Here is a 13,987-nt window from a genome sequence, read left to right on the forward strand (position 1 = left end):
CGCGCCGTGGGCGCTTGTCAGCACGCGCCGGCGGCCCGAATAATCGCGCCCTTCGCTTCATTCGCTGGCGCAACGAGCACCCTTCGCCAGCTCCTTTTTTTGGAGCACCTCTCTCATGTCCCACTTGTTCAACCGCTTCCCCTGAACACGGTTCCCTGCCCCGGCTGACCGTGGTCATTCCACGTTCGGCCCAGGCGCAACGAAAGCCCTGGCCTGCTCAGCCGGGGCTTTTTTGCTTGGGGTCGCCGCCACGAAGGCGCGGCCCCTGAGGAACCGCACGCATGAGTGCCAAGAAACGATCCCGCGCCTTCGCCGAAGGCCGGGTCAAGGCTTTGCGCCGCATGAAGCAGCCGATGGTGCTGCTCATCGAACAGACCGCGCCGCCGCGCAACCCCGTCGCCCGTGCCCTCGGCACGCGCGCCTCGGGCGCCGGCCGGCACATCCGCAGCCAGGGCGCGCAGCGCCGCGCCGACCGCGTGGCGTTGCTGCGCGTGGCGGCCACGAGAGGGATTGAAGAATGATGGAAACACAAGACACGAACGCGCGGCCGCAAGAGCCGGAGATGCCGCAGAACGCCATGACGCCGGACACCGACGCCCTGCGCCGACAACTGGCCGAGCGCACGGAGCGGCTGCACACCGTGGCCGCCACGCTCAAGCAGGAGCTGTTCGGCATCGATGCCGTGATCGACCGCGTCATCGAATCGGTGCGCGCCTGGTATGTGCTGCCGCAGATCGTCACGCGGCCGGTGATCGTCTGCCTCTGGGGCCTGACGGGCACCGGCAAGACGCAGCTGGTGCGCCGGCTCACGCAGCTGCTGGGCTTCTACGACCGCTTCGTGGAGGTGCAGATGGACGGCTTCAGCCATGGCGCCAGCCACTGGGGACCGAGCGCCATTTCGGGCATGCTGGCGCAATCGGGCGTGCCCGAAGGCGCGCCGGGTGTGCTGGTGCTGGACGAGTTCCAGCGCTACCGCACCGTCGACAAGCAGGCCAACGACGTCAAGGTGGAGCGCTACCAGGATGTCTGGGCGCTGCTCTCCGATGGCAAGCTGCCGCCGCCGCTGTCGTTGCTGGGCGAGATCGAGTCCTCGATCGCGAGCGCCGCCTACGACGCCGATCAGGCGGACGACGATGGCGAGGACGACGAAGAAGGCGAGAAGGACGGCAAGAAGAAGCCCGCGCGCAGGAAGCGCTTCCGCCTGTCGACCTGGCAGGCGGAGGAACTGCGCCGCAACCTCAAGCTGCGCGAGCCGCTCACCACCGTCATGGCCTGGTCGCCCGACGAGGTGCTGCAGCGCCTGCGCGACTTCCGCGAATCGCAACAGCACTGGGAGACGGACTACAGCCGCCTGCTGGTCTTCGTGTGCGGCAACCTCGACGGCATGTACGAGGACATGGCCACGCGCGTGGAAGACTGCGACACCGACGCCGACGTGTTCCACGAACTCACGCGCAAGCTGTCGGTCATCGACGTGAAGAAGGCGCTGGCCGAACGCTTCCGGCCCGAGCAAATCGCGCGGCTGGGCAACAACCATGTGGTCTACCCCTCGCTGTCGCGTGCGGCCTACGAGCAGCTCATCCGCCGCGCCTGCGCGCGCTATGTGGAAGAAGCGCATGCCAGCGCGGGCGTGGGCTTCGAGCTCCACGATTCCGTCTACGCGCAGCTCTACGCGAACGGCGTGTTCCCGGCCCAGGGCACGCGGCCGCTGTTCTCGTCGGTCCATGCGATCCTGAGTGCCATGCTGGTCAACGCCGCGCTGTGGGCATTGGAGTGCGGGGCCAGCGCAGGGGAGCGCGTGCAGCTGCGCATGTGTGGCACCCAGTTGCAGGCTCGGCTGACGCAGGCCGGTGTCATGCGCGAGCGCAGCTTCGAGGTACCGCTGGACCTGAACCAGGTGCGGCGCCGCGCGGGCGAGGACTTCCGCGCCCTGCTCGCCGTGCACGAAGCCGGCCACGGCCTGGCCTATGCCCTGCTCTTCGGCCGGCCGCCGCTGGAGATCAAGATCAATCTCGCATCCTTCGAGGGTGGCTACAACAGCTATGCCGAGCGCAAGGCCTGGTCGCGCCAGAACCTGCTCGACGGCATCGCCGTCACGCTGGCCGGCCGCGCCGCCGAACAGCTGGTGTTCGGCGAGGCGATGTGCAGCAGCGGCGCCGAGGCCGACCTGCGCAAGGCCACGGCCAGCGCCGCACGCTTCGTGCGCCACCTGGGATTTGCCGGCCGCCTGTCGCGCACCGACGTGACCACCGATGCCGACGACAACCTCAACACGGACATCGCGGCGACCAATGTGCCCATCGAAGCGCTGCTGGGTGAGCAGATGGCACGCGTGTCGAGCCTGCTGGACGCGCACCGCGCTTCCCTGCTGGCCGTGGTCGACGAACTGCTGGCCGCCGGGGCCATCGCCCCCATGCGCTTCGCCGAACTGCTGGGGCTGCAGCCGGTGCCGGCCGGCGAATGGCTGGACGGCTACGCGGCGAAGCTGGCACTGTTCCGCATGCAGCCATTACTGGCGCGCGCGGAAGGCACAGACACCGCGGCCTTCCCTCGCCGCCGCAAACGCCGCCGCTCGTCGCTGGCTCCTGCGCCTGACGCGCGGGCCGCCGCGCCGTCGCGCTGAGGGCGACATGAGCGGCGCGGGCGGCCACGACGAGGGCCGAAGCCCTCGCGTTCACCCCAGCCGTGTCGCCCCGTCAGCTCACCAAGCCATCTTGAGGCCGGCCTGCCAACCCCAGGCGCTGCCACGGCTGTCGCCCAGCGCGCGCCGGTAGCTGGCGGCGCCGTACAGCGACAGCGACTGGCTGAGCTTGGCGTCCAGCCCAGCGGTCAACGCCAGCGTGCGGCCGTGCACGCTGCTGCTGAAATCCACGCCGTGCTGGCCCGCGAGGTTAGACACGGTGGTCCGGCTGCGGCCCTTGAACTCGTTGAGCAGATCCAGCCGCGTCCAGGCCGTGAGCGTGGGCGTCTGGTAGCTCAGCCGCAACCCGGCCCGGCCCACGAGCGAATCGACATCGCCGAACTGCACGCGCCCTGCCGCGTCGTGGCCGCCGCCCAGTTCCGCGGAGAGCATGCGCACCTGCAGCTGCGGCTCGATGCGCCAGGCGCTGGCGCCCAGGCGGTACGGCAGGCCGCCTTCCGCCGACAGCTCATAGCCTGAGCCGGAGCTCTTCAGCGCCGCCATGCGCGTGGATGCGGCCTTGACGCCGTAGTGGTTGCCCTGCGCCAGCAGGTCCACATAGGCGCCTTCCGGCCCCATCCAGGTCCAGTAGCCGCCCACGGAGCTGACGTCCAGCGTCGCCGTGCCCGCCCGTTGGCCATCGAAATGGCGCACGTCGCCCGTGGTCCGCCCTGTGGCGACGAACACGCCGGCCGCGCTGTGGCTGCCGTTGGCATGGCGCCCGCGCACCAGGTCGCCGCCCACTTGCAGGGCATGGGTCTTGTGCTCGTAGGCGGGGCCGCTGCTGCCATAGATGCCCCGTGCATCGCCATCGCGCTTGCCGGACTGCCCCACCACGCGCAGCCACAGCCGCGACGGCCGGTCGCCGAGCCCCGCTAAGGCACCGGCCGCGCCGATGCGCTCATGCCAGCTGTCCGTGGTCGCCGCGCTGTGCAGAACGGCCAGCGACGGCACGGCGGCGTACAGCGACACCTCCTGGCGGTAATGCGGCACGCGCGGCGGCTCCGGGGGAGTCGGAGTCGGAGTCGGAGTCGGAGTCGGTGTCGGAGTCGGTGTCGGAGTCGGTGTCGGTGTCGGTGTCGGAGTCGGTGTCGGGGTCGGTGTCGGGGTCGGCGTCGGTGTGGGGGTCGGCGTCGGTGTGGGCGTCGGCGTCGGCGTCGGTGTGGGCGTCGGCGTCGGCGTCGGTGTGGGCGTCGGCGTCGGCGTCGGTGTGGGCGTCGGCGTCGGCGTCGGCGTCGGCGTCGGCGTCGGCGTCGACAAGTCCGAGGTCAGGTACCAGCTTTCATTGGCGTTGCGCACCAGCGTGTAGTCATAGGCGCCTGCGCTGACCTTGGAGGCGCCGTTGAGCGCAAACGCGGTGGCTTCGGTGACGGCGCCATTCGCGGCCTCCACCACCTGGATGCCATTGCCGGTGGTCTGCGCGCCCAGCCCCCCGGTGTTGACGATGGCCAGCCGCGTGCTGCCCGTGGCGCTGCCCCCGTCGATGACGATGCGGTCGCTGGGCGAGTTGTCGTCCCCCAGCCAGGTGTTGAGCTGAACCAGACCGCCCTGCCCCACCCAATCGGTGACCGTGATCGTCTTGTACGCACCGGCGTTCTGGGCATCGACGGGTGCGGTGAACACCACCTGACCACTCGCCGGCAAGGTGACGCGGGTCAGCAGCGAGTGGCCCGTGTTGGTCCACAGGCCGCTGTTCGCCAGGTCGAAGGCCGCGCCGCTGGCCGTTTGAATGGTGCCGTGGAGATGGCCCGTCGTGGCGGCGTTGCTGCCCGTGAAGCTGCCCTGTACCACGCTCAGGGCCGTGGGCGCTTCGATCTTTCCGCGGTTGTCCAGGCTGCCGGTCCCTGCCGCGCTGAGCCTCACGCCTGTCACGTCGGCCGTGACAAGGCCCGTGGAGGCGTTGCTCACCGCCAGCACGCCATTGGCATGGGCCTGAACGGCGTCGATGCCCACGCTCGCCGTGATGGCAGCAGCGTTGTCGATGCGCAGCGCCGCAGCTGCGGAGGTGGCGCGAATGCCCGTCCCAGCGCCCGCATCGATGCTGCCGCTGGCCAGGTTCTCGATGCGCAGCGTCTCACTGGTGTCGAAGCCGTCGTGAGACACGTCGATGCCATGACCCTGAGAACCGGCCTGAATGTGGCCGCTGTTGCGCAATGCGGCCTCGCCGTTCTGGATCACGGCCCGAACCGCATGGCTCGTCAGCGCGCGGATGTCTCCCTCATTGACGAGCGTCAGGCCCTGACCGGCCACGGCATCGACGCCGTGGAGGCCGCCCACGATGCTGCTGGCCGGCCCCGTGTTGCGGATCTCCAGGCCGGCGATCTGCGTCATGGCCTGAACGCCCGTCCCAGCAAGGTCTGTGGCCTCGATGCGGCCGCTGTTGTCCACCCGCACGCTGCTGCCGTAGCCGGTGTGCGCGACCGCGATGCCAGCGGTCACGGCTTCGATGCTGCCGCTGTTGGTGAAATGTGCGTCGCCCTCGAGCTGCGTGGCGCGAATGCCGGTGCCCGAGGACGGATCAGCGGCCTGGAACGCGGTCGCAGTGATGGCCCCTTCGTTGACGACCTGCAGCCCGTCCCCCGCGCGTGTGACGTGGATGCCATAGGTGCCGGCATCGATCCGCGCGCTGCCCAGGTTGCGCACTTCCAGGGGCGCCGCCAGGGATGCGGCCTGGATGCCTTCGCCTTTGGACGTGATGATGCCGCTGCCGATGTTCTGAACGAGCAGCGACCCTGTGCCCGACCCGGCATGATCGGCCGAGATGCCCATGGCTGGGGCATCGACGCTGCCGCTGTTGGTCACGGTCGCTGCGCCCTTGGCGTTGTAAAGCCAGATGCCCGAGCCCCAATCGGAAGTGGCTTCGACGGCGCCCTCGTTGGAGAGGGTGACCTTGCCCGCAGGCTGTGTCACAACAATACCGAAATCCTCTGCGTGGATGGAGCCGGCACTCTCGTTGACGACATTCACTTCGGGCGTGCTTTTGGCGGTGACTGCGACGCCTGAGTTCACGGCCACGATGGAGCCGCTGTTGGTGACCGTCAGCGAGCCACTGCTTCCCAAATGTTCGGCCTCCACACCGTTGTACCCTTCCAGATGCCCACTGTTGCTGAATCTCGCATCCGCCCCCAGTCCACGGATGGCGACGGCAGCGTTCTGCGGCCCGGCAATGCTGCCGGTGTTGTGGATGTCCGCACCGTGCGCGGCCTTTTCGACCAGCAAGCCGAAGCCACTGCCGCTGGCCACGAGTTCCCCGCCCAGGGTGGCACTCAAGGGCCCCGCATCGGCGCGCATGAAGACGGCGTTCGACGAAGTGTCGGCGCCTTGTGCCTCGATGCGAGAACCGGTGGCCACATTCAGGTTGAGCCCGGTTCCCGCAGGCGCGTACATGTAGCAGGCCGTTGAAAAATCCCCTGCGAGCGTCCGCGTCGGCCGCTACGATCTGAAGCCATCCCGGAACAACTGCGACAAGAAAGATGAGAGGCAACCAAGACTTCCAGGGGGCGATGTTTAGCTACATCAGCCTTGAAGAAAGAGTGCCAGCGGCACACCCGCTGCGCAAGTTGCGCGCCGTGGTGGATGCGCTGCTGTCGAGCATGAACAGCGAGTTCGAAGCGGTGTACGCCCGCCGTGGCCGCCCCTCGGTGCCGCCGGAGATGCTGCTCAAGGCCTTGCTGCTGCAAATCCTGTTCTCCATCCGCAGCGAACGCCAGCTGGTCGAGGCGGTCAACTACAACCTGCTGTACCGCTGGTTCGTGGGCCTGAACATTGAAGACAAGGTCTGGGACCACTCCACCTTCAGCGCCAACCGCGAACGCCTCTTCAACGAAGACCTGGCGCGCGCCTTCTTCGAGCGCGTCAAGCTCAGCGCCCAGTGGGGCCGGCTTGCCAGCGACGAACACTTCAGCGTGGACGGCACGCTGATTGAGGCCTGGGCCTCGCACAAGAGTTTCAAACGCAAAGACGACGACAGCGGCACGCCACCCGGACGCAACCCCGAGGTGAACTTCAAAGGGCAGGAGCGCTGCAACGACACCCACGCCAGCACCACCGATGCCGATGCCCGGCTGTTCAAGAAGAGCGCGGGCGACAAATCTCGCCTGTGCCACATGGGGCACATCCTCATGGAGAACCGCAACGGGCTGATCGTGGATGTGGAGATCACACATGCCAGTGGCACCGCCGAGCGCGAGGCGGCGCTGGCGATGCTCAAACGCCGGGAAACAAGAACAAGCGGGCCACGGTCGGGGCCGACAAAGGTTACGACAGCCAGGCCTTCATCAAGGGCTGCCGAAAGCTCAAAGTCACGCCACACGTGGCGGCCAAGGACAAGCACTCGGCGGTCGATGGCCGCATCCGGCGCCACGAGGGCTACAAGACCAGCCTCAAAGTGCGCAAGCGCATCGAGGAGGCCTTTGGCTGGATCAAGACAGTGGGTGGTCTGGCCAAGACCAAATTGATCGGTCAGGCCAAGCTCGCGGGCCAGGCGCTGCTGTGCTTTGCCACCTACAACCTGGTGCGCATGGGCAGTCTGGGCGGCTGGTGGGACGCGCATCATGCGTGAACCATGGGATACGTGCGCCCGGAACGGGCAAAACGGCCTGCAAACAGGCCGAAATGGCCGCTCCAATCGCTGCGCAGGCCAGTTTGGGCGATCCGTTTCTTCGAAATCCACGACCCTGGCGCGTTCGATGAGCATTTTTTCAACGGCCTGGTAGATGCCGCTGGCTTGATCACCCTTCACGAGAATGTTCGCCCCCACAGGCACGGTGAGCCCACCGGCCGGATTCTCGAGCGCATAGACACCATGCGCGCCTTGGCCCTGGGTCTCGATCGTCAAAGGCCCGCCGAGCGCGAGCGTGACGCCTTGCGCCGGGGTGCTGATCAGCTCGATGCCCTTGGCACCGAGACCCGCCGTGGACACCTTCGTTTCCGTACCGATGCCGGTCTGGAACTTGGCCGTTCCGGACAGAGCGATGCCGGCCGCACTGACACCCGTGGTCGTGATCGTGGCCCCCTTTTGCGCATCGATAGTGCCGGCAGCGGCCGTGATGGCCGTTCCCCCTGTCGTGGAGACGCTCAGGGCATCGCGGAACTCGATGGCACCGCTGTTGTTGATGCCCACGCCCAAGCCGACCGGCGAGGTGACCGCAATGGACACCGTGCCACGGAACACGTTGGTGGCCGCAGTGCCGGTGTTGCGGAACGCATCGGCGCCCACGGTGGTGATGGAAGTGCGGCCACCGACTTCGATGTGCCCCCCGGCGTTCTGCACGGCCGCTGCGCCCGTGCCCCGCGTGGCCGTGAAGTTCCCATCGACCAGCAGCTTGGAGCGCTCGCCTGCGGCATTGCTGCCCGCGTAGATGTAGACGGCCCGCGTGTTGCCGCTGGAGGCAGGCGCGTTGACGGTCAGATTGCCCGTGGCGTGCACCGTGGCCGCCGAGACAGCAGGCACCCCGCCGATGTTGGCGCCGCCCGAAGACAACCCATAGGCAGCGGTCGCGGAAGTGTTGATCGTGACGTCGGGCTGCGTGAACGTCAGCACGGAACCGTCCCCGGTGGCAAACCCCACATTGGTACCGGTATAGGTGCCGTGAGTGGCATTGCAGGCGTCGCCGTCCGAGGCGTACACGATCCCGTTTCCGCCGCTGGGCGCATCACCGCAGCCCGCCCACGCGGCCGCAGTTCCGAACAAGGACGACGCGACCAGCAGCACGGCCGAGGCGCTTGGAGCCGCCCCGCTGGCCTTGCGGCGGCCGCGGGCAGTCTCGGCGGCGGCGACCCACGTCCGGGTCGTTTCATTCCAGATGCATCGGAAGATTCTGTTCATGGGCTGCTCCTGGCGTCACCGCCGTGCGAGGTAGATCAATCAGGGGTGGCCGGATTGGAACGGGCCTTGAGTCGAGCCGCTGCGCTGCCTCGCGGAAATGCTCCATGAATGTAAAAAAATGCTCCACACTTCCTTGGAATGACGCATTTGCACGACGCCGGCCCTCCCACAGTCCTTGCAAATGAGCCCCGTTGACGTCCCGCCTGCCAACCCGCGAAATCTTCCTGGGGCTTCCGTGAAAATGCGGCACTCCACAGCGCAACCGCGACCCGCCATCCGCCCTGACTCGCCCATGTCCGCCGTCTTCAACTTCACCTTCGTGCCCTGGTTCCGTTCGGTGGCGCCCTATATCCACATGCACCGGGGCAAGACCTTCGTGGTGGCGGTGGCGGGCGAGGCCATCGCGGCGGGCAAGCTGCAGGCCATCGCGCAGGACCTGGCGCTGATCCAGTCCATGGGCGTGAAGATCGTGCTGGTGCACGGCTTCCGGCCCCAGGTGAACGAGCAATTGCGCGCCAAGGGGCATGAGCCCCGCTATTCGCACGGCATCCGCATCACCGACGAGGTGGCGCTGGACTGCGCGCAGGAAGCGGCCGGCCAGCTGCGCTACGAGATCGAGGCCGCCTTCAGCCAGGGCCTGCCCAACACGCCGATGGCCGGCTCCACGGTGCGCATGATCTCGGGCAACTTCATCACGGCCCGCCCGGTGGGGGTGGTCGACGGCGTGGACTTCCAGCATTCGGGCCTGGTGCGCAAGGTGGACGCCGCGGGCATCCGCCGCACGCTGGACTTCGGCGCCATGGTGCTGATGTCGCCCTTCGGTTTCTCACCCACGGGCGAGGCCTTCAACCTGACGATGGAAGAAGTGGCGACCAGCGTGGCGGTCTCCATCCAGGCCGACAAGCTGATCTTCCTGACCGAAATCCCGGGCATCGCCATGGACGCCACGCGCCCCGTGGACGATGAGAACCCGATCGACACCGAGCTGCCGCTGGACGCCGCCAAGAAGCTGCTGGCCACGCTGCCGGCCGCCCAGCAGCCCACCGACACGTCCTTCTACCTGCAGCATTGCGTCAAGGCCTGCGAAGGCGGCGTCGAGCGCAGCCACATCCTGCCCTTCTCGGTCGATGGCGCCTTGCTGCTGGAAATCTACGTGCACGACGGCATCGGCACCATGGTGGTGGACGAGAAGCTGGAATCGGTGCGCGAGGCCGAGGTGGACGACATCGGCGGCATCCTGCAGTTGATCGAGCCTTTCGAGCGCGACGGCACCCTGGTCAAGCGCAGCCGCACCGAGATCGAGCGCGACATCCACCAGTACACGGTGGTGGAGCATGACGGTGTGATCTTCGGCTGCGCCGCCCTCTACCCCTACCCGGAGGCGAAGACGGCCGAGATGGCGGCCGTCACCGTGTCGCCGCAGTCGCAGGGCCAGGGCGATGGCGAGAAGCTGCTCAAGCGCATCGAACTGCGCGCCCGCGCCCTGGGCCTGGACAGCATCTTCGTGCTCACGACGCGCACCATGCACTGGTTCATCAAGCGCGGCTTCCAGCAGGTCAGCCCCGACTGGCTGCCCGAAGCGCGCAAGAAGAAATACAACTGGGACCGCAAGAGCCAGGTGCTCGTCAAGAAGCTCAAGTGAGGCCCCTGGCGCGGCGCCGGAGCCGCCGCGCCCTTTTCTTCCGCCCCGGGCTCAGGCCGTCACGTGGACGCCCGGCCGGCGGCCGTCGTTCCAGCGGCCATCCAGTGCGCGCTCGATCTGCGCGGCCAGTTGCAGCAGCAGCCCGTCATTGGCCTGGCGCGCCTGCGCCTGGATGCCGAAAGGCAGGCCGTGGGCCTGGCGCCCCATCGGCAACGAGATGCCCGGAATGCCGCACAGGTTGGACAACGGCGTGTACGAGAAGAACTGCCACAGGTTGTCGAACCAGTCGTGGACGTCCGGGTTGTCGCTGATCGTCAGGTACTCGGTGGTGCCCACCGGCGGCGTGGGCTTGGCCGTGATGGGCGTGAGGATGATGTCCCAGTCTTCGAAGAACTGGCCGAAGGCGCGCGCCGTGCTGTTGAACACCGCCTGCATCTGGAAGCGCTCGGTGTAGCGCAGGTCCTTGCCGGCTTCCCAGATGCGGATGTTGATGGGCTCGAACAGGTCGGCGGGCGGGCGCTCCAGCCCGCGGCTGGCCAGCAGGCCGTTGATGACCTGCGCGAAATTGCTGATGTAGCAGGTGGTCTGGGCGGCGAAGGCGGCGCGCAGGTCGGCCTGCGGCAGGGCCCATTCCACGTGGTGACCCAGCCCTTCGAGGAAGCGGCCGGCCCGCTCCAGCTCGGCCACGATTTCCGGCGTGGCGCGGTAGTCGCCCCATTCGTGCGACAGCGCGATGCGCAGCGGGCCCGGGTCGCGCTGGATCTGCTGCAGGTAGGGCTCGGCGGGCGTCCAGTAGGGCATGAATTCGCCCGGGGCGCCGCCCCGGCAGGCGTCGATGAAGGCAGCCGTGTCGCGCACCGTGCGGCTGTGGCAACCCTGGGTGGACACATAGCCCGTGATGTCCGACAGATTCGGGCCGATCGACAGCACGCCGCGCGAAGGCTTGAGGCCGATGTTGCCGTTGAAGCCGGCCGGAATGCGGATGGAGCCCCCACCATCGGTGGCATGCGACAGCGGCACCACGCCGGCCGCCACGGCGGCGGCCGTGCCGGCCGACGAGCCGCAGGTGGTGTAGTCGGTGTTCCAGGGGTTGCGCGTGACGTAGACGGCCGGGTTCTCGGCCGAACTACAGACGCCGAACTCGGGCGTGGTGGTGCGGCCGATCAGGTTCAGGCCGGCCTTGCGCATCTGCTGCGTGAGCCAGGCGTCCTGCGTCGGCCGGTTGCCGCGCATGAAGAGCGACCCCTGCTCCTGCAGCCGGCCCTTGAGCGTGGGGCCCAGGTCCTTCATGAAGAAGGGCACGCCGGCCAGCGGGCCGTTCGGGTTCATGCCGTCCTTGAGCGGATCGGCCACCACGTCCTCGAACACCTCGATCACGGCGCTCACGGCCGGGTTGATCTTCTGGGCGCCCGCGGCCGCCTGCCGCGCCAGCTCGGCCGCGCTCAACTCGCCCTTGCGCACGCGCTCGGCCAGGCCCACTGCGTCGTGGGACGTCCATTCGTCCCAGCTCATTGCCAAAGTCATTCGATTTCTCTGTGTTGCGCGATGAAAAGGATGAGAGTCTGCACCTTCCGCGCCACGGATGGGCGCCGCGGGTCTCTTGCACGACACCGATGCGCGCGGCGCGGCACGGGGCCGCGCGGCCCCTGATAATCCCGCGCCATGAATCCCCTGCTTGCCAAGCTGCAGCCCTACCCTTTCGAGCGGCTGCGGCAGCTCTTCGCGGGCGTCGTGCCCAATGCCGCCTACGCGCCCATCAGCCTGGGCATCGGCGAACCGAAGCACCCGACGCCGGCCTTCGTCAAGGACGCGCTGGTCGCCGGCTTCGACGCGCTGGCCGGCTACCCCGCCACGGCCGGCGACCTGAAGCTGCGCCAGTCCTTCACCGGCTGGCTGCAGCGCCGCTACGGGCTCGCGCTCGATGCGGCCACGCAGGTGCTGCCCGTGAACGGCTCGCGCGAGGCGCTGTTCGCCCTCGCGCAGACCGTGGTGGACGGGACGAAATCGCCCGCGCCCGTGGTGGTCTCGCCCAATCCCTTCTACCAGATCTACGAAGGCGCGGCCCTGCTGGCCGGCGCCGACGTCTGGTACGCCCCCAGCGACCCGGCGCGCAACTTCGCGGTGGACTGGGACCGCGTGCCGGCCGAGGTCTGGGCCCGCACGCAGCTGGTGTACGTCTGCTCCCCCGGCAACCCGACGGGCGCCGTGATGCCGCTCAAGGAATGGCGCAAGCTCTTCGCGCTGTCGGACCGGCACGGCTTCGTGATCGCCTCGGACGAGTGCTACAGCGAGATCTACTTCCGCGACGAGCCGCCGCTGGGCGGCCTGGAAGCCGCGGCCAAGCTCGGCCGCACGGATTTCCGCCGCCTCATCGCATTGACCTCGCTGTCCAAGCGCAGCAACGTGCCGGGCCTGCGCAGCGGCTTCGTGGCGGGTGACGCGTCGATCATCAAGAACTTCCTGCTCTACCGCACCTACCATGGCAGCGCCATGAGCGGCACCGTGGCGGCCGCCAGCATCGCGGCCTGGGGCGACGAGGAACACGTGATCGCCAACCGCGCGCATTACCGCGCCAAGTTCGCGGCCGTCACGCCGCTGCTCGAGGGCCTGATGGACGTGCGGCTGCCCGACGCCAGCTTCTACCTCTGGGCCGGCGTGCCGGCCGGCTGGCAGGGGGACGACGCGGCCTTCGCCCGCGCCCTCTACGCTCAATACAATGTGACGGTGCTGCCCGGCAGCTACCTGGCGCGCGAATGGCAGGGCCAGAACCCCGGCCGCGGCCGGGTGCGGATGGCCCTGGTGGCCGACACCGCCGAGTGCGTGGAAGCCGCCCGCCGCATCGCCGACTTCTGCCGCCTTTCGCCCGCGACCTGAAGCCCTGCGCAAGCTGTTCGCGCCGCGCCGGCTCCTTCCCTTTCCTTTCTTGACGACACCATGACTCAGCAACTGCAACAGCTCATCGACAACGCGTGGGACAACCGCACCAGCCTCTCGCCCCAGTCCGCCCCCAAGGAGGTGCAGGACGCGGTCGAGCACGTGATTGCCGAGCTGAACAACGGCCAGCTGCGCGTGGCCACGCGCGAAGGCGTGGGCCAGTGGACCGTGCACCAGTGGGTCAAGAAGGCGGTGCTGCTGTCCTTCCGCCTCAAGGACAACGAGCCGATGCAATCCGGCGATCTCGCGTTCTACGACAAGGTGCCGACCAAGTTCGCGCACCTGTCGGCCGACGAGCTCAAGGCCACCGGCGTGCGCGTGGTGCCGCCGGCCGTGGCGCGGCGCGGCAGCTACGTCGCCAAGGGCGCGATCCTCATGCCCAGCTACGTGAACATCGGCGCCTACGTGGACGAAGGCACCATGGTCGACACCTGGGCCACCGTGGGCAGCTGCGCGCAGGTGGGCAAGAACGTGCACCTGTCCGGCGGCGTGGGCCTGGGCGGCGTGCTGGAGCCGCTGCAGGCCAACCCCACCATCATCGAGGACAACTGCTTCATCGGCGCGCGTTCCGAAGTGGTCGAGGGCGTGATCGTGGAAGAGAACTCGGTGCTGGGCATGGGCGTTTACATCGGCCAGAGCACGCCGATCTTCAACCGCGAAACCGGCGAGATCAGCTACGGCCGCGTGCCCAGCGGCAGCGTGGTCATCAGCGGCAGCCTGCCCAAGAAAACCCGATCGGGCCAGGACTACAGCACCTACGCGGCCATCATCGTGAAGACGGTGGACGCGCAGACGCGCTCCAAGACCAGCCTGAACGACCTGCTGCGCGACTGACCGGCACAGGGCCCCGCGGGGCTCTGGCCGGCCCATGAACGCAACGGGGACCGGCGCATCCGGCACGAAC

Annotated in this window: 8 protein-coding genes and 2 pseudogenes; 7 read left to right on the forward strand and 3 right to left on the reverse strand. The window is 68.2% G+C overall.

All coding sequences use genetic code 11. The features are described 5' to 3' along the window. Positions 1-281 precede the first annotated feature (281 nt). Both LG388_RS26225 and LG388_RS26230 read left to right on the forward strand, forming a co-directional pair. Positions 282-521, forward strand: a complete 240-nt coding sequence (locus LG388_RS26225) for a hypothetical protein (RefSeq protein ID WP_225785477.1) — start codon at positions 282-284, stop codon at positions 519-521. Next, complete coding sequence (locus LG388_RS26230; protein ID WP_225785478.1) at positions 518-2,623, forward strand: AAA family ATPase; 2,106 nt, start codon at positions 518-520, stop codon at positions 2,621-2,623. The genes LG388_RS26225 and LG388_RS26230 overlap by 4 nt, the downstream gene beginning before the upstream one ends. Positions 2,624-2,701: 78 nt before the next feature. Here the strand turns inward: LG388_RS26230 and LG388_RS26235 are convergent, their stop codons facing one another. Next, complete coding sequence (locus LG388_RS26235; protein ID WP_225785479.1) at positions 2,702-6,067, reverse strand: autotransporter outer membrane beta-barrel domain-containing protein; 3,366 nt, start codon at positions 6,065-6,067, stop codon at positions 2,702-2,704. 86 nt (positions 6,068-6,153) lie between these two features. Here LG388_RS26235 and LG388_RS26240 point away from each other — a divergent pair. Further along, positions 6,154-7,241, forward strand: a pseudogene (locus tag LG388_RS26240) (IS5 family transposase). Between the two features lie 352 nt (positions 7,242-7,593). Then, positions 7,594-8,040, forward strand: a complete 447-nt coding sequence (locus tag LG388_RS26245) for a hypothetical protein (protein WP_225785480.1) — start codon at positions 7,594-7,596, stop codon at positions 8,038-8,040. 344 nt (positions 8,041-8,384) lie between these two features. On the opposite strand, the pseudogene LG388_RS26250 reads toward LG388_RS26245, so the two are convergent. Then, positions 8,385-8,507, reverse strand: a pseudogene (locus tag LG388_RS26250) (ESPR domain-containing protein); the annotation flags it as partial. Positions 8,508-8,799: 292 nt separating this feature from the next. Here LG388_RS26250 and argA point away from each other — a divergent pair. Continuing rightward, complete coding sequence (gene argA, locus LG388_RS26255) at positions 8,800-10,149, forward strand: amino-acid N-acetyltransferase (RefSeq protein ID WP_225785481.1); 1,350 nt, start codon at positions 8,800-8,802, stop codon at positions 10,147-10,149. Between the two features lie 51 nt (positions 10,150-10,200). Here the strand turns inward: argA and LG388_RS26260 are convergent, their stop codons facing one another. After that, positions 10,201-11,673 carry an amidase gene (locus LG388_RS26260; RefSeq protein WP_370630249.1) on the reverse strand — a complete coding sequence of 491 codons (1,473 nt, stop codon included), beginning with the start codon at positions 11,671-11,673 and terminating at the stop codon, positions 10,201-10,203. 138 nt (positions 11,674-11,811) lie between these two features. On the opposite strand from LG388_RS26260, the gene dapC reads away from it, so the two are divergent. Beyond that, entirely contained in the window at positions 11,812-13,023 is a 1,212-nt protein-coding gene (gene dapC / locus LG388_RS26265) for a succinyldiaminopimelate transaminase (protein ID WP_225785483.1), read from the forward strand. A gap of 60 nt (positions 13,024-13,083) precedes the next feature. Beyond that, the gene (gene dapD / locus LG388_RS26270; protein WP_225785484.1) at positions 13,084-13,917 is read left to right on the forward strand and encodes a 2,3,4,5-tetrahydropyridine-2,6-dicarboxylate N-succinyltransferase; all 834 of its coding nucleotides are present in this window, start codon (positions 13,084-13,086) and stop codon (positions 13,915-13,917) included. Positions 13,918-13,987 lie beyond the last annotated feature (70 nt).

It is taken from the genome of Xenophilus sp. Marseille-Q4582 (assembly GCF_916700565.1).
Classification (GTDB): Bacteria; Pseudomonadota; Gammaproteobacteria; order Burkholderiales; family Burkholderiaceae_C; genus Xenophilus.